15 protein-coding genes are annotated in these 16,013 nt (G+C 64.1%); all 15 read right to left on the reverse strand.

What is annotated here, in order from left to right; translation table 11 throughout:
• Positions 1–182: 182 nt before the first annotated feature.
• A complete protein-coding gene (locus LB551_RS13535) occupies positions 183–2,552 on the reverse strand; it encodes a DUF1989 domain-containing protein (protein ID WP_224623447.1) in 2,370 nt (789 codons plus the stop codon).
• A 270-nt stretch (positions 2,553–2,822) separates the two neighbouring features.
• On the reverse strand, positions 2,823–3,461 hold the full coding sequence (locus LB551_RS13540; protein ID WP_224623445.1) for a sarcosine oxidase subunit gamma: 639 nt from the start codon (positions 3,459–3,461) through the stop codon (positions 2,823–2,825).
• On the reverse strand, positions 3,439–6,420 hold the full coding sequence (locus LB551_RS13545) for a sarcosine oxidase subunit alpha (protein WP_224659498.1): 2,982 nt from the start codon (positions 6,418–6,420) through the stop codon (positions 3,439–3,441). The genes LB551_RS13540 and LB551_RS13545 overlap by 23 nt, the downstream gene beginning before the upstream one ends.
• Before the next feature lie 199 nt (positions 6,421–6,619).
• Positions 6,620–6,895, reverse strand: a complete 276-nt coding sequence (locus tag LB551_RS13550) for a sarcosine oxidase subunit delta (RefSeq protein WP_224659499.1) — start codon at positions 6,893–6,895, stop codon at positions 6,620–6,622.
• Positions 6,896–6,906: 11 nt separating this feature from the next.
• Positions 6,907–8,160 (reverse strand): sarcosine oxidase subunit beta family protein, encoded by a 1,254-nt coding sequence (locus LB551_RS13555; RefSeq protein ID WP_224659500.1) that lies wholly within the window; start codon positions 8,158–8,160, stop codon positions 6,907–6,909.
• A 36-nt stretch (positions 8,161–8,196) separates the two neighbouring features.
• A complete protein-coding gene (gene glnT / locus LB551_RS13560) occupies positions 8,197–9,504 on the reverse strand; it encodes a type III glutamate--ammonia ligase (RefSeq protein WP_224659501.1) in 1,308 nt (435 codons plus the stop codon).
• A 63-nt stretch (positions 9,505–9,567) separates the two neighbouring features.
• Positions 9,568–10,896: an FMN-binding glutamate synthase family protein gene (locus LB551_RS13565; RefSeq protein WP_140514697.1), complete on the reverse strand. Its 1,329-nt coding sequence runs from the start codon at positions 10,894–10,896 to the stop codon at positions 9,568–9,570.
• A gap of 6 nt (positions 10,897–10,902) precedes the next feature.
• Complete coding sequence (locus LB551_RS13570) at positions 10,903–11,634, reverse strand: GXGXG domain-containing protein (protein WP_140551135.1); 732 nt, start codon at positions 11,632–11,634, stop codon at positions 10,903–10,905.
• Between the two features lie 4 nt (positions 11,635–11,638).
• The gene (locus LB551_RS13575) at positions 11,639–12,535 is read right to left on the reverse strand and encodes a class II glutamine amidotransferase (protein WP_224659502.1); all 897 of its coding nucleotides are present in this window, start codon (positions 12,533–12,535) and stop codon (positions 11,639–11,641) included.
• An 86-nt stretch (positions 12,536–12,621) separates the two neighbouring features.
• On the reverse strand, positions 12,622–12,948 hold the full coding sequence (locus LB551_RS13580) for a hypothetical protein (RefSeq protein ID WP_224659503.1): 327 nt from the start codon (positions 12,946–12,948) through the stop codon (positions 12,622–12,624).
• Entirely contained in the window at positions 12,945–13,634 is a 690-nt protein-coding gene (locus tag LB551_RS13585; RefSeq protein ID WP_224659504.1) for a hypothetical protein, read from the reverse strand. The genes LB551_RS13580 and LB551_RS13585 overlap by 4 nt, the downstream gene beginning before the upstream one ends.
• 43 nt (positions 13,635–13,677) lie before the next feature.
• Complete coding sequence (locus LB551_RS13590; RefSeq protein WP_224659505.1) at positions 13,678–15,081, reverse strand: APC family permease; 1,404 nt, start codon at positions 15,079–15,081, stop codon at positions 13,678–13,680.
• A gap of 14 nt (positions 15,082–15,095) precedes the next feature.
• A complete protein-coding gene (locus LB551_RS13595; RefSeq protein ID WP_140551131.1) occupies positions 15,096–15,257 on the reverse strand; it encodes a hypothetical protein in 162 nt (53 codons plus the stop codon).
• 15 nt (positions 15,258–15,272) lie between these two features.
• Positions 15,273–15,650, reverse strand: coding sequence for a hypothetical protein (locus LB551_RS13600; protein ID WP_140497873.1), 378 nt, complete (start codon positions 15,648–15,650; stop codon positions 15,273–15,275).
• A gap of 13 nt (positions 15,651–15,663) precedes the next feature.
• Entirely contained in the window at positions 15,664–15,945 is a 282-nt protein-coding gene (locus LB551_RS13605) for a hypothetical protein (RefSeq protein ID WP_140497875.1), read from the reverse strand.
• Positions 15,946–16,013: the final 68 nt, after the last annotated feature.

A 16,013-nucleotide genomic window follows, 5' to 3' on the forward strand; every position in this document is an offset into this window, starting at 1 on the left:
ATATCGCCGCGACTTCAGTGTTTCCACTCAGTCGTATTTTTTTCTTAAGAGTGAAGATTGATCCGGCGCGCTTTCACGTCAAGCGTTTTGTCGCGCCGTGCACATCACGCTTGCGGGCGGGCGCACAAATGTGCCCTGCGGCGCCGCCTACGGGGCAATCCCGTATGCCCGAAAGGCCGCGATCAGGAACGCGGCCTGGTCTTTTGCGGATCGTAATGGGCGAAGGCCACGACTCGTGCCGGCAGCCGCTTGGCATGGCCGTCGAGCTTGCCGATTTCAACCTCGGTGCCGACAGCCGCGTGGGTGACGTCAAGCCGCGCCAGGGCGATGGTCTTGTTCAGCACCGGCGAGCGCATGCCTGAGGTGACGACGCCGATCTGGGCGCGGCCGACATGCACGCAGTCGCCATGGCCGACCGCCACATTGGCGTCGATGTCGAGGCCGACCAGCTTCGTCTGCGGATGCTCCTTGCGCCGGATCAGCGCCTCACGGCCGATGAAGTCGTCGGTCTTGGTCTTCAGCGGCACGGTGAAGCCGATGCCCGCCTCGAACGGATCGGTCTGGTCGGAGAACTCGTAGCCGGCGAAGATCAGGCCGGCCTCGATGCGCACCATGTCGAGCGCCTGCAGGCCCATCGGCTTCAGTCCATGCGGCTGGCCGGCCGCCCAGATCGCCTCGAAGACCTTTTCGGCGTCGCGTGGATGACACCAGATCTCGTAGCCGAGTTCACCGGTATAGCCGGTGCGTGAGACGACGACCGGAACGCCATTGCCGCCGCCGATGCGCGCGACGGCGAAGCGGAACCATTCCAGTTCCTCGATCGACGGCTGTAGCGGCGAGGTCCAGATCACCTCCCTCAGGATGTCGCGGCTCTTCGGCCCCTGCACGGCGATATTGTGCATCTGGTCGGTGGACGAGCGCACCAGCACGTTGAGGCCCAGCTTTGTCGCCGTCTCGCGCAGCCATTCGCCGGACAGATCGTCGCCGCCGACCCAGCGGAAATTGTCCTTGCCGAGCCTGAGCAGCGTGCCGTCGTCGATCATGCCGCCATGCTCGTAGCACATGGCGGAATAGACGACCTGGCCGACGCCGAGCTTCTTGACGTCGCGGGTCAGCGTGTATTGCAGCAGCGCTTCGGAATCCGGGCCGGTGACCTCGAACTTGCGCAGCGGCGACAGGTCCATGATCACGGCGGCCTGCCGGCAGGCCCAGTATTCGGCGATCGCGCCTTCCCTGGCGAAGGAGTTGGCCAACCAATAGCCCCTGTACTCGACGAAGTCGCGTGTGTGCTTGGCAAAGCTCTGATGAAAGGCTGTCTCGCGGGTCATTTTGGGTTCCGAATCGGGCGTCATGCGTCTGGCGATCGCTCGCGAGAATTTGTGCTGGCCGGAATAGGTGCGCACATGGATGTCGGTCAGGTTCCAGCCATTGGCCGGTGTGGTATCGTCGGGGCAGGCGGAGGAGACGCAGACGATGTCGGTAAGCGCGCGCAGCAGCACATAATCGCCCGGGCGGGACCATGGCTCGTCGGAGACCATGACGCCATGCGCGTCGATCGCCGTGTTGAAGAAGAAGTTGATCGCCATCCAGCCGGCGCGTGGCGTGACGCCCTTGTCCGACAGCGCGCGGTTGAAGTTCTCCGAGCAGTTGGCATGGCCGGGATAGCCGATGTCATCGTAATATTTGGCGGCGCATGCGAGCGCGAAGGCGTCGTGCCGGCCGCATGTGTCCTGCACCACTTCGACCAGCGGCTCCATATCCTGGTCGTAATATTTCGAGTGCAGCCCCGGCATCGGATAGCTCGATCCCATCAGCGTGCGGGTGGTCGTCACGTCGAGCGGATGGTCTAACCCCTTGTCCAGCTTGCGCGCCGAAAAGCACTGGAAGTCGGTGCACTGGCGGCCGTCGACATCGATGATCTGCAAATAGTCGCCGGCCTTGACGAAATAGGATTCCGCCGTCGCCGAATGGACGCGCAGGTCGAGTACCGGATCGGCGAGCGGGTCGGCCAATTGCGACTTCGCCGCCGGACGGATGGTGGCGCGCCGGAGGATCACAGTTAACGGCGTCGCCGTGTCATGGCCGTCGACCAGCATCGGCCCGCCGGGCGCGGCGATTATCACCGAGCCATCGCGCGCAACCGTAAAACCCTGTTCGGTGCCGGCCGGCGTGGCGCCGCCGAACACGCGCACCGCCTTGGCCTGGTCGAGCTGCACCTGCCGGCGCGCGAGCCCGCGCTGCAGGGACGCGAGACTGTCGTCGCCCTCGGCAAGCAGCGCCTTGATGCCGGCGGCATTGCTGTTGGGTTTTTCACCGAGGATGGAGGGATCGGTCGCACCTGTGCCGTCCCACGACAGCAACTCGCAAGCCTGGCCGCCCTCGACATTGCGCACCGTGATCGTATCACCGGCCTCGATCTCAATCAGCACCGCACCGTTGCCTTTGACCGTATAGCGCTCCATGCCCGGCGGCAGCGCGATCTGCCCGGGCCGCAGGATCAGGCTCGGCCGGGGCGGTCCGGATGCGACGGCAGGGTAGGGCGACTGGCTCATCTCAGCCTTGCGGTTCGAGAAACAAGTTTGCCTGTGTGTAAAATTATTTTAGCACCAAGAATAGCAGTGCGGTTGCGTTTGGCAAGGCGCAGGTGGATGGGGTTCTTCCTTCTCCCCTTGTGGGAGAAGGTGGATCGGCGCGTCAGCGCCGAGACGGATGAGGGGTGTTCCAGCGGAGTGAGACGTTGGCGTTCCCTGGAACACCCCTCATCCGACCTCGCTTCGCGAGGCCACCTTCTCCCACAAGGGGAGAAGGAAGACGCGTCAAGGCTACACCAATTCCTCAGAGTGGCTAGTCTTAACGCCATATTCCGCAGCCGAGTCCAGGATCGTGTGCCACAGGCTTTCGGCAAAGGTCGCGAACACAAGCAAATTGAACACCGCCTGTCCGTTTCGATCCTCCCCGCGCCAAAGCGTAATGCTGGTGTGATCCATCGACGTCGCGGCGGCTGCGCCGACGGGGAATGTCTCCGGGTGCAAATCGATCGACGACAATTTCGCCAGCATCTCCCGAGCCTTGCCGCCGTAAATGCTGATCAAGACTCGCGCATGCGATTGATCTGAAAGCGACCCTGAGGCCGCAAAGGCTTGAGCGAGCGGCTCGACCGCATGCTTGCCGCCCTTCGACAGGACGAAAAACTGATCCGGTCCCGACCAGATCAGCGTCGCGTCGGCCGTACTCACCGCCTTCGGTGTTTCCGGCGCCGCAACGCCGAAACGCGCCTTGGCGGCCTTGGCCATTTCAGCCGCTTGGCCGCGCCGCGCCATCACTTGCACGAGGTCGAAATTCCGGATCTCGGTCAGCGACACGTCGGCCTCGCCACGCGCGCCATATGGCCCCGTGACCAGCGCGCGGTCGAGCGGGCTGCGGACTTCCCAGGAAAACTCAGCCACGCTGGCGCCCTCCATCCGGGTCGTAGAAGACTGGATTGCACAGTTCAACGTCATACTCTTCTGCGCGCAGCGGATCGTGCGCGCGCACGATCTCGCCGATGCGCTCGCGGCCGCGCTCGACAAGCGCGAGCCCGATCCACTGCTCCAGCGTCGGCGAGAAGCAGACCGAGGTGACATAGCCCTCGTCGTTATCAGGTCCGGGCGTCTGGCCCTTCGGAACGATGTGCGCGCCGGAGCGCAGCCGCCGCGCCTTGTCGGTCGGCTTGATGCCGACGACGACCTGCCGGTCCGGCGCGACCAGCGCCCCGCGACCCGCCATGACGCGGCCGATGAAATCCTTCTTGGTCGACATCATCTTGCCGAGGCCGAGGTCGGCGGCAGTGGTGGTTCCGCTCAGTTCCGGACCGGCCACATGGCCCTTTTCGATGCGCATGACGCCGAGCGCCTCGGTGCCGTATGGCGTTACGCCGAACGGTTTGCCGGCCAGCATCAAATTGCGCGCCATCGCCTCGCCATAGCGCGCCGGCACCGAAATTTCGAACGCCATTTCGCCGGAGAAGGAAATGCGGAACAGCCGCGCCTTGATGCCGCCGCGCAGCGCGACTTCGCGCGCGCCCATGAAGGGGAAACCTTCGTTCGACAGATCCTCGGCCGGATCGACGATCTCCTTCAGCAGATCACGCGTCTTCGGCCCGGCGATCGAGAATTGCGCCCATTGGTCGGAGACGGATGTGAGCTGCACGTCGAGCGCTGGGAACAGCACCTGCCGGCAGTATTCGAGATGCTGCATCACCAGTCCGGCCTTGGCCGTGGTGGTGGTCAGGAAATAATGATCATCGGCCAGCCGCGACGTCGTGCCGTCATCATAGACGAACCCGTCCTCGCGCAGCATCAGCCCGTAGCGCGCTTTGCCGACGGCGAGGTTGGAGAAGGTGTTGATGTAGACACGGTCGAGAAAGGCGCCGGCATCGGGGCCGTGCACGTCGATCTTGCCGAGCGTCGAGACATCGCAGAAGCCCACGCCGGAACGCACCGCCTTGACCTCGCGGGTGACGGATTCCAGCCAGTCCTTCTCGCCCGTGCGCGGATACCATTGCGCACGCTTCCACAGGCCGGTGTCGACGAAGACGGCACCCTGTTCGGCGGCCCAGTGGTGCGAAGGCGTCAGCCTTGTGGCGTGGAAAGTCTCGTCGCGGTGATGGCCGGCAAAGGCGCCGATGGCGACCGGCACATAGGGCGGGCGGTAGATCGTCGTGCCGGTTTCGGGAATGGACTTGCCCGACACCGCAGCCATGATGGCAAGGCCGGCGACGTTGGAGGTCTTGCCCTGGTCGGTCGCCATGCCGAGCGTCGTGTAGCGCTTCAGATGCTCGACCGATTCAAAGCCCTCACGCTGCGCCAGTTCGATGTCGGAAGCGGTGACGTCGTGCTGCTGGTCGACGAACGCCTTGCCCTTGCCGGCGACGTGCCAGAGCGGCGTCAACGAGAACGCCTCGTCATCGGCGGTCGGCGCTGTGCCGGCCTTGCCGCTGCGCCCGGCGTCGAGCGCGGCCGCCGCGCCTGCTGCAAACCCTCCCGCCAGGCAGGCGCCGAGACCGAACGAGCCATTGGCGGCGCCGGCGGCGACCATGCCTGGAGGCGCGCCGTCGGGTACGAAGGCGGCGATGTCGTCGCGCCATTTCGGCCGGCCGCGATGATAGGAGGTGAGCCCGACCGCCGGGTTCCAGCCGCCGGAAACGGCAAGCCCGTCCGCTTCCACTTCGGCTCGCGCGCCGCCGGTGAGAGAGACGGAGATCTTCCGCACACCGTCCTTGCCGCCGTCCACACGGCTGACGGCGCCGTGCAGCAGCGGGAACCCGCTCTTTGAGGCGAGTGAACGATGGGCCGGCGAGACATCGGGCCGTGCGTCTATGACCGCCGCGATCTGCAATCCGGAGGCGAGCGCTGTCTCGACCGTGCGCCAGCCATCCTCGTTGTTGGTGAACAGCGCGATGCGTTTCGCAGGAGCGGCGGCGTAGCGCGCGACATAGGTCCGCATCGCGGAAGCCATCATCACGCCGGGCGTGTCGTTGCCGGCAAAGACGACCGGACGTTCGAGAGCGCCGGCCGCGACGATGCAACGCCTGGCCACGATCCGCCACATCCGCTGGCGCACCTGATGCTCGGGGGGCGAGGGCAGATGGTCATTGACCCGCTCGATCGCGCCGTAGGTGCCGCCATCATAGACGCCGAACAGCGTCGTGCGGGTCATGATGCGGACGTCGGGCATTGCGGCGAGTTCCGCCAGGGTCCGCGACACCCACTCGGCTGCCGGCAGTCCGTCGATCGTGCCGCCATCCGAGAGCAGGCGGCCCCCGGGGACAAAATCCTCTTCGCACAGGATGACGCAGGCGCCGGAGCGGCCGGCGGCGAGGGCTGCCGCAAGTCCGGTCGGGCCGGAGCCGGCGATCAACACGTCGCAATGCGCCCAGGCCTTGTCGTAATGGTCGGGATCGGCAACGCCGGCAGCGCGGCCGAGACCCGCGGCGCGGCGGATCGCCGGCTCGTAGATCGCTTCCCAGAATTTCGCCGGCCACATGAAGGTCTTGTAGTAAAAGCCGGCGACGAAGATCGGCGCGAACAGTTGGTTGACCGACATCACGTCGAAATTGAGCGACGGCCAGCGGTTCTGGCTGGCGGCCTCGAGCCCTTCATAGAGCTCGGCTGTGGTTGCCTTGGTGTTCGGCTCGCGGCGTGCGCCGGTGCGCAGTTCGACCAGCGCATTGGGCTCTTCCGAGCCAGAGGTCAGAATGCCGCGCGGGCGGTGGTATTTGAACGAGCGGCCGACCAGCTTGACGCCGTTGGCGACAAGCGCCGACGCCAGCGTGTCGCCCTCGAAGCCGAAGAACGTCTTGCCATCGAAGCGGAAGCTCAGCGGCGCCGAGCGGTCGACGAGGCCGCCGGTCGGGAGACGATGGGATTGGGAGGAAGTCACGATGCAGCCTCATGCACTGGCGTCGCGCTGCCCCTCATCGCCCTGCCGCTTCTTACCCTCCCCCTGGTGGGGAGGGTCGCTGCGAAGCAGCGGGGTGGGGGGGCGGCGCAGACCCCCACCCGGACCTGCGGTCCGACCTCCCCACAAGGGGGAGGTAGAGGCCTGGCGGAGTTCGCGGCGCTGACTTCTACAGAAAAGTTCATTTCGCAGCCTGCCTCGCGCCAGCACCGGCCGCCGGTTCGACCGCCGAAATCTCGTGCGTCAGCGTGTTGCGGGTGACCTTCAGCCACGCCCGGCAGCCGCCGCCGTGATACCAGTTCTCGTTCATCACGCCGGCGACATTGTCGCGCAGGTAAACGTAGTCGAAGACGTCGCCCTCCGAAGCGCCAGTCGCCGGACGCACCGGCTTGGCGTCGCCGAGATAGGTGAACTCGCCGAGTTCGCGTTCGCCGCAGAAGGGACAGGTGATGCGCATGACGGGGCCCTTCAGTGCAGGTTCGGTTGGGCGCCCTGGCCCTTTTCGTCGATCACGGCTCCGGACCGGAACCGGTCGAGCCGGAAGCGGGCGGCCTCCTTGTGCGATTCATCGCGGGCCAGCAGATGGGCAAAGACAAGGCCTGAACCCGGCGTCGCCTTGAAGCCGCCATAGCACCAGCCGGCATTGAGATAGAGCCCGTCGACCGGCGTCTTGTCGATGATCGGCGAGCCGTCCATCGACATGTCCATGATGCCGCCCCACTGGCGCAGCAGGCGCACGCGGCCGATCATCGGCATCAGGGCCATGCCGCCTTCGCAGACGTCTTCCATCACAGGCAGATTGCCGCGCTGGGCGTAGGAATTGTAGCCGTCTATGTCGCCGCCGAAGACCAGGCCACCCTTGTCCGACTGGCTGACGTAGAAATGGCCGGCGCCGAACGTCATCACGTTGGGGATGAGCGGCTTGATCGCCTCGGAGACGAAGGCCTGCAGCACATGGCTTTCGATCGGCAGGCGCAGCCCCGCCATCGCTGCGACGCGCGAGGAACTGCCGGCGACAGCCATGCCGACCTTGCCTGCGCCGATCCTGCCGCGCGAGGTCTCGACGCCGGTCACCTTGCCGTTGGCGTCGCGCATGAAGCCCGTCACTTCGCAATTCTGGATAATGTCGACGCCGAGCGCGCTCGCCGCATGGGCATAGCCCCAGACCACGGCGTCATGCCGCGCCGTGCCGCCGCGCCGCTGCAACAGCCCGCCTTGCACCGGAAAGCGCGCATTGTCGTAGTTCAGGAACGGCATCATCTTCTTGACCGCGGCGAGATCGAGCAGTTCGGCGTCGATGCCGTTGATGCGCATCGTGTTGCCGCGCCGCGCATAGGCATCGCGCTGCGCATCGGAATGGTAGAGGTTGATGACGCCGCGCTGGCTGACCATCGTGTTGTAGTTGAGGTCCTGCTCCATCCGCTCCCACAGCTTCATCGACAATTCGTAGAAGCCGGTGTTGCCGGGCAGGCCGTAATTGGAACGGATGATGGTGGTGTTGCGGCCGGCATTGCCGGAGCCGATCCAGCCCTTTTCCAGCACGGCCACATTCCTGATGCCGTACTCGCTGGCGAGGAACCAGGCGGTGGCCAGGCCATGGCCGCCGCCGCCGATGATCACCACGTCGTAGCGGTCCTTCGGGCTGGCATCGCGCCAGGTGCGTTGCCAGTTCTTGTGGCCGGAAAAGGCGGCGCGGGCGAGCGAGAAGATCGAGTATTTCATAAAATCATTCCGAGGCCGCTCGCGTCGCGCTGGAGGTCAGATGTCCAGCGTGTGGTCGCGCTCCCATTGCGTGAAGTGCGAAGCATAGGAATTCCATTCCTGATGCTTCAGCTTTAGATAAGCCGACGAGAATTCCTCACCCAGCGCCGTCTTCAGCGATTTGTCGTTGTCGAATTCGCGCAATGCGTCGAGCAGGTTGAGCGGCAATTTCGGTGCGCCCTCCACCGTATGACCGTGCTGGTACATATCGATGTCGTAGCGCCTGCCCGGATCGGCCTTGGAGCGGATGCCGTCGAGGCCGGCGGCGATGATGACGGCTTGCAGCAGATAAGGGTTGGCGGCGCCGTCCGGCAGGCGCAGCTCGAAGCGGCCGGGGCCGGGCACGCGCACCATGTGGGTGCGGTTGTTGCCGGTCCAGGTCACCGTGTTCGGCGCCCAGGTGGCGCCCGAAATGGTGCGCGGCGCGTTGATGCGCTTGTAGGAATTGACCGTCGGGTTGGTGATGGCGGCGAGAGCAGAGGCATGCTTCATGATGCCGCCGAGGAAGTTCTTGCCCTTGGCCGAAAGGCCGAGCTCCATCGAATTGTCGGCAAAGACATTGGTCTTGCCGGATTTGTCCCACACCGAGATATGCGCATGGCAGCCATTGCCGGTCAGTCCCTGGAAGGGCTTGGGCATGAAGGTGGCGCGCAGGCCGTGCTTTTCCGCGATCGACTTGACCATGAACTTGAAGAAAGAATGCTTGTCGGCGGTCGCCAGCGCATCGTCGAAGGCCCAGTTCATCTCGAACTGGCCGTTGGCATCTTCGTGGTCGTTCTGGTAGGCGCCCCAGCCGAGCGCCAGCATGTGGTCGCAGATCTCGGCGATGACATCGTAGCGGCGCATCACCGCTTGCTGGTCGTAGCAGGGTTTCGACGCGGTGTCGTATTCGTCGGAGATCGTCTTGCCGTCCGGTGAGATCAGGAAGAACTCGGCCTCGACGCCGGTCTTGACATGCATGCCGTCGCTGGCGGCTTCCATGACCAGTCGCTTCAGAGTGTTGCGCGGCGCCTGGTCGACCTCCTTGTCGTCCATGATGCAGTTGGCGGCGACCCAGGCGACCTCAGGCTTCCAGGGCAACTGGATGACCGAATTCGGATCCGGCACAGCCAGCATGTCGGGATGTGCCGGCGTGAGGTCGAGCCAGGTGGCGAAACCGGCGAAGCCGGCGCCGTCCTTCTGCATATCTGATATCGCCTGCGCCGGCACCAGCTTGGCGCGTTGCCCGCTGAACAGGTCGGTGTAGGAAATCATGAAGTATTTGACGTTTTTCGCCCTTGCGAACTCTGCAAGATCAACTGTCACGGAAGTTCCCCATTTTTTGTCGATTGTTGGCCCTAGAGCATATGGCCTTCGGCCCTTTGTTGATCAGAAGCCGTTCTTCCCCGGTATCCAGTTGGTGCCGGCCAGCGGCACGCCGGCCATCGCGGCGGCCTCGATCGTGAGCGCGACGAGATCCTCGGGTTCGAGATTGTGCAGGCTGTTCTTGCCGCAGGCACGCGCAATGGTCTGCGCCTCCAGCGTCATCACCTTGAGATAGTTGGCAAGCCGCCTGCCGGCTGCGACGGGATCGACCCGCTTCATCAGTTCGGGATCCTGCGTGGTGATGCCGGCGGGGTCGCGGCCTTCGTGCCAGTCGTCATAGGCGCCTGATGTGGTGCCGAGCTCGTTGTATTCCGCCTCCCAGCGGGGATCGTTGTCGCCGAGCGCGACAAGGGCGGCCGTGCCGATCGAGACCGCGTCGACGCCGAGCGCCAGCGCCTTGGCGACATCGGCGCCGTTGCGGATGCCGCCCGAGACGATCAGCTGCACCTTGCGATGCATGCCGAGATCCTGCAGCGCCTGCACCGCCGGCCTGATGCAGGCGAGCGTCGGCTGGCCGACATTCTCGATGAACACTTCCTGCGTCGCCGCGGTGCCGCCCTGCATGCCGTCGACGACGACGACGTCGGCGCCGGCCTTCACCGCGAGCGCGGTGTCGTAGTAGGGGCGGGCGCCGCCCACCTTGACGTAGATCGGCTTTTCCCAGTCGGTGATTTCGCGCAGTTCCAGGATCTTGATCTCGAGATCGTCCGGTCCGGTCCAGTCGGGATGGCGCGAGGCCGAGCGCTGGTCGATGCCCTTGGGCAGCGTGCGCATCTCGGCGACGCGGTCGGAGATCTTCTGTCCGAGCAGCATGCCGCCGCCGCCGGGCTTGGCGCCCTGGCCGACGACGACCTCGATGGCATCGGCGCGGCGCAGATCGCGCAGGTTCATGCCATAGCGCGACGGCAGATATTGGTAGACGAGCTGCTTGGAATGGCCGCGCTCTTCCTCGGTCATGCCGCCGTCGCCGGTCGTGGTCGAGGTGCCCGACAGCGTCGCGCCGCGCCCAAGCGCTTCCTTGGCCGGGCCCGACAGCGAGCCGAAGCTCATGCCGGCGACAGTGATCGGGATCTTCAGCTCGATCGGCTTCTTGGCATGGCGCGAGCCCAACACGACTGATGTGTCGCAGCGCTCGCGATAGCCTTCGAGCGGGTAGCGCGAGATCGAAGCGCCAAGGAACAGAAGGTCATCGAAATGCGGCAGCTTGCGCTTGGCGCCGGCGCCCCGGATGTCATAGATGCCGGTGGCCGCGGCGCGGCGGATCTCGGAAAGCGTGTAGTCGTCGAAAGTCGCGGATTTGCGCGGCGTCGTCGGCGGGTTGCGATAGGTCATGCTGCCTCAATACGCGTCGGCGTTGTCGATATTGAAATTGTAGAGCGTGCGCGCCGAGCCGTAGCGCTTGAATTCAGACGGCTTGACGCCGGTGACGCCGGCGCGATCGAGCAGGCCTTGCAGGAGTTCGAGGTGTTCGGGCCGCATTTCCTTGGCGATGCAGTCGGCGCCCAAACTGTCGACCTTGCCGCGCACGAACAGCCGTGCCTCGTAGATTGAATCGCCGAGTGCGTCGCCGGCATCGCCCAGCACCACCAGATTGCCGGACTGCGCCATGAAGGCCGACATATGGCCGATATTGCCGTGCACGACGATGTCGATGCCTTTCATCGAAATGCCGCAGCGCGAGGACGCATTGCCCTCGATGACGAGCAGCCCGCCCTTGCCGGTGGCGCCGGCATACTGGCTGGCGTCGCCTTTGACCGTTATCGAGCCCGACATCATGTTCTCGCCGACGCCGGGCCCCGCCGAACCATGCACGGTGATGGCACTGCCGGAATTCATGCCGCCACAGTAATAGCCGACGCTGCCGCGCACATCGATGCTGACCGGCTGGTCGACGCCGACGGCGACCGAATGGCTGCCCTTCGGGTTCAACACTTCCCAGGCGGTCTCGTTCGAGCCTGGCGTCAGATTGTGCAGTGCCTGGTTGAGCTCACGCAGCGACATCTGGTCCAGGTCGAACACCCGGGAGGCATGGTCGCTCGCCGCCGCGGTTGAAAGTTTTGTTGCCGGCATGAACTCAATGCTCCCAGAAATAGACGGTTGCGGGTTCCGGTTCCCAGACCCTCGCATTGTCTATACCGGGCAGCTTGGTCAGCGCGCGATATTCCGAGCCGAAGGCGACATACTGGTCCGTTTCGGCCATGACGGCGGGCTTGCAGGCGATCGGGTCGCGCACCACGCCGAAGCCGTTCTTGGTTCCGACGACGAAGGTGAAGAAACCGTCGAGATCGGAGAGGGTGCCTTCCAGCGCTTCGCCGAGGTTCTTGCCATGCGCCATCTGGGAGGAGAGATAGGCGGCCGCTACCTCGGTGTCGTTCTCGGTCTCGAATGTCATGCCTTCGCGGACCAGTTCGCGGCGAACGTTGTTGTGGTTGGACAGCGAGCCATTGTGCACCAGGCACTGGTCGGCGCCGGTCGAGAACGGATGCGCGCCCATCGTCGTCACCGCCGATTCCGTCGCCATGCGGGTGTGCCCGATGCCATGCGTTCCGGTCATCCTACGGATGTCGAAGCGCTCGACCACAGCCTCGGGCAAGCCGACTTCCTTGTATATTTCCACGGCTTCGCCGGCGCCCATGATGCGGATGTCGGGCCTGAGCGACTGGATGGTCTCACGCGCCGCATCGACCTTTTCGGGCGTGGTCCTGATGACGGCATGCGTCGATTTTACCGTGACGTTCACCGGCGCGCCGAGCGCCTTGGTGAGTTCGGCGTCCAGTCCACGGAAATCACGCTCCGGTTTCGGCGACTGGATGGTGATCTTGGCCTCGTTGCCGGACGGCGCGCCATAGATCGCGATGCCGGCGCTGTCGGGGCCGCGATCGCTGAGCGATACCAGCATCTGCGACAACATCGCACCGAGCTGCGGCTCCAGCGCCTTGTCCTTCAGGAAAAGTCCAACGATTCCGCACATGCCAGCCTCCAGACCCTTTGTCGCTAAAAATGATGTATCCAATGAGTTCGAGGAATTCAATTGGTATGAAAAAAATATTCCTCTGATTACGCGTTGGGTTTTGTCCCATCGGGCGGCCCATTGTCTTGCCGGCGCATGGAATGGGTCCATTTGGCGGTCCGGATGCGTGCCATTTTGTAGGCGTCGAGGATCGACAGCGCATAGATCAGGAAGCCGCCGGCGTGGCGGCCGATAAAACTGGCGTCGGGCGGCGCGATTTTCGCCGTCACCCAGGCCAGGATGACCATGAAGAAAAGGAACTGCAGGCCGCGCGTCGGAACGCCGAGCATGACGTGTCCGCTGCCCGGCAGCAGGGTTGCCGCGCCCAGGACGATATATGGGCTGGTAGGTCCGGGAGAGGGGGCGCCGATCATGCCGCTTTCCGTTCGTTCCTGTTGATCGCGTCGCGCAGTCCCGAAAGGGATACGAGCAGCCGCGAGATTAGCGCCGGGTCGATTTGCACCTCACCGAAAGCGGCTTGCCGAAAGACACCGTAGCGGGCCCGCTCGGCTTCGGCCAGCAGCCAGACGATGCGCACGCCTTTTGGCGTGATCAGAAGCTCCTTGGCGCGTCCTTCTGAAAAGGGCTCCAGATGGTCGGCGATGATGCCTTGCGGAAAGCGCACGCCTCTGCGGTCCGTTCGAAGCACCGCCTCGGCGGGAAAGCCGGGCGCCTTCGGCAGCGTGTGGTCGAGATGGTCGAAATTGGAGAATGTCGTCGGCGAGCCCGGCCGCATCATCATGTCGAAGGTGCCGGGCACGGCTGTTTTCTCCGTTATCGATACGCTGAGCCAGCGAGCCGGCAGCTTTCTCGTCGCAAGCGTGTCGACGATGGTGCGCAACTGCACGCGCTGGCCGTTCCACAAGCCTTCCCACGTAATGACGCCGGCAGTGCCGTCTGAGACATCTTCTGCGTCGGCAATGACGGCGCGGATGCTGGCCTGGTCGGCGGCGCGCGCCACGGCAGCCCTGTTGCGGCTGCGGCGTGCCAGCCAGGCAAAGTGCAGGACGAGAGCCAGGACAGCCGCCCCGGCAAGCAGTGCTGACGTCACCTCGGACATTTCGTCATGCAAGGCCCGCCCAATTTGGGAGGGCCTACTCCCATCAATAGCCCTGCGGTTTCGGCCACGGCATGGTGAACTGGTCGCCGCGCCGCACGAATTTGTAGCGGTAGAAATGGAACCACAGCGAGATCAGGAAATAGAACGCGACCATGGCGATGAGCTGCGAGCCGAAGCCGAGGAAGATGGCGAAGAAGGTCACCAAGCACAGGCAGAACAAGACGATCGCCGGCAGCGGGTGGAAGGGATGCGTGTAGCCGCGGCGGATGGAGCCCAGCGGCCACTTCCTCCGGAACATCATGATGTTGATGCTCATGAACGTATATTGCAGCACGCCAGACAGGATCGAGAAGGTAATCGCCTGGTTGAGGTCGGCGATGAAGGCGAAGGCGAGCGCGATCGGCAGCAGGAACAGGATCGAGCGGTAGGGCGTGCGGTATCTCGGATGCACCGCCGAGAACCAGCTCGGCAGGTAGCGATCGCGGCCGAGCGAGAACCAGGCGCGCGCCGCGTCGTTGATGCAGCCATTGGCGGACGCCAGTGCGGCAAGCAGCGTGGCGATGAACAGCAGGTTTTCCAGCAGCGGGTTGCCGGTCAGCTTGCCGGCGTCCCACAGCGGGTAATAGGTGATGCCGAGATATTCCCAGGGCATCAGCGAGGCGCAGACATACCAGGTCATGGCGGCGGCGATCAGAAGCGTGATCATGCCGGCCATCGTGCCATAAGGCAGCGAGCGCGCGGGCGAGCGCACCTCCTCGGCCGCCTGCGTGGTGCCCTCGATGCCGAGATAGTACCAGATGCCGAACTGGAAAGCGGCGATGACGCCGATCCAGCCATAGGGCAGCGCATTGTCCGGGGTGACCAACTCGTTGAGCTTCAGCACCGCGCCTTGCGTCCACGGGCTGACCGAGAAGAACAGGATGAGGATAGAGATATAGGCGATCGCGGTGATGACGAAGTTGACGTTGAGCGTCATCAGCACGCCGCGATAGTTGAGCCATGCCAGGACGACGATGGTGGCGGCGATGAAGGAGTTGTGGGTGAGGCCCTCGACGCCCGCCTTGGCGACGATCGTGTCGCCGAGCAGGATGGCGTCCGACACTTCAAGCATGGTGTAGGCAAAGACCAGGAACAGCGCGACGTTGAAGGCCATCAGCGGCCCGACGATGTGCTTGGCCTGCGCATATTGGCCGCCCGCGGCGGCAACCGTCGACGTCACTTCGGAATCGATCATGGCGACCGAGGTATAAAGCAGCCCGACAACCCAGCAGACGATCAGCGCCGCAAGCGCGCCGCCCTTGTCGGCGGCGAAATTCCAGCCGGTGAACTCGCCGACCAGGACGATGCCCACACCCAATGCCCAGACATGGGCCGGACCAAGCACCCGGAGCAGCGAGACCCTGTCGCCATTTGTTGCCGAACCCGCAGTTTCAACCACGACCGTCATCGATCAATCCCCACTCAGATCCGGTGTTTTTCGGAAGCGGCTTCAAGTTCGCCTTCGCGCGAGGACGTCAGCACATCCTCGGAGTAGGTCGTATCGACCTTGAACCAATCGTAGAGCATCCACAGCGCAAGCACGATCGAGATGCCCCAGCATGCGTAAGAGAGCGCTATCCACATGGTCTTGTCCCCGGATTATTTCTCGTCGAACTTCTCGTTGATGACGTCGCGATATTCACGGTCCGATGCCCGGAACAGGAACACGAAATAACCGATCAGCACGGCTGCCATGACAACAAGCGTCGGCCAGTCGATGATGTAGTGGAAACGGTTCTGGATGATGTCGTGCGCGGTCTCGGGCGTATAGCCGAGCCTTTCCCAGATCGATGCCATGGTCGGGTTCTGGCCGAGCGCCTCCCAGGTCTTGGCGTCGAGCGCATCGATGGACTTGGCAGCTCCCGCCAATCCCAGTTTCAGCGGCAGCCACAGCGCCACGAAGATGGCGACCACGACGACGGCGATATCGAAGACCTGCCCGGCCTTGCTCTGTTGCGGCGGCGTGTAGCGGGACATGCTTCTCTCCCCCTCAGGATTTGCGGTTGCGGTCGTAGTTCTTAATGTCGAGCCCGTAGATGAACTCCTTGTCCTCCTTGTAGTGGTTGACCATGGCCAGGATCGCCGCCGTGTTGAAGATCAGCACCGCGGCGGCGGCAATCGCGACGACGGCCTTGATGCCGTCATGTGGGATATGCGGCCATGTCATGAAGAGGACGAAGAGGATCGTCGCCCACAGGCAGATGATCAGGAGCGCGGATCCGCGCAAGTCGGAACGGTACAGCGCCTCGATGCGCTGCTGCAGGTCTGACATCGGTTTTCCCCTTTTTCGACGTCCGGTTCCGAATCCACCGCCCGCCGTTCTCTTTCAAGAGAGTGAAA

It is taken from the genome of Mesorhizobium sp. BR1-1-2, from assembly GCF_020165435.1.
Lineage (GTDB): Bacteria > Pseudomonadota > Alphaproteobacteria > Rhizobiales > Rhizobiaceae > Mesorhizobium.